The organism is Campylobacter sp. S4:11 (assembly GCF_024723695.1).
Lineage (GTDB): Bacteria > Campylobacterota > Campylobacteria > Campylobacterales > Campylobacteraceae > Campylobacter_D > Campylobacter_D jejuni_C.
The window spans coordinates 1-600 of record NZ_JANQDC010000085.1 but is presented as its reverse complement, the minus strand read 5'-3'; the positions used below and the strand labels follow the sequence as shown (position 1 = coordinate 600).

1 pseudogene is annotated in these 600 nt (G+C 24.7%); it reads left to right on the top strand.

The window, feature by feature from the left end:
• Positions 1 to 6: 6 nt before the first annotated feature.
• Positions 7 to 600 (top strand): annotated as a pseudogene (locus tag CAMP5053_RS08300) (hypothetical protein); the annotation flags it as partial.

The following is a 600-nucleotide window of genomic DNA, read 5'->3' as shown; positions in this document are numbered from 1 at the left end:
ACCGCTATAAACAATCTAGGCTATAATTCTACTTTCACAAAGATCTTCATCCTAGATAAAGAAAACCTTAATAATACCTATCTTGATGCTAGAAAAAGGCTTTATAAATCTATCAATACTTTAAAAGAAAAAAGAAATGAAAAAATAAAAGATATCCAAGCCTATTTAGATAAAGAAATTTCCTTACAAGATAATCTAAATAACCAAAGCTTTAATACTAAGGAAAATGATGTTAATTTAATTTTAAACGAAGTATTTAACATAGAGCAATTTTATGATAAAAATACCAATACCATAGTATTAAAGACAAATAATATAAAAATCATATTCTTAGATAAAGTAAATTTACAAGATTTGCAAGATAATTCTAACAATACTTCTTTCATCTCTATGTCAAATTTAATCCATATTTATGATAATCATTGTGATATTTTTGCAAAAGATAGAAGTGTTTTGGATATAAAGGACATAGAAGAAAAATATCAAATAGATTTTAAAAGTTTAGATACAAAAATCTTCCTAAACTCCACCCTCCTTACAGGCTCAAGTGAACTTCCTAACAATCCTTTTTATTTTGGAGAATTAAATCAAGATAATGCT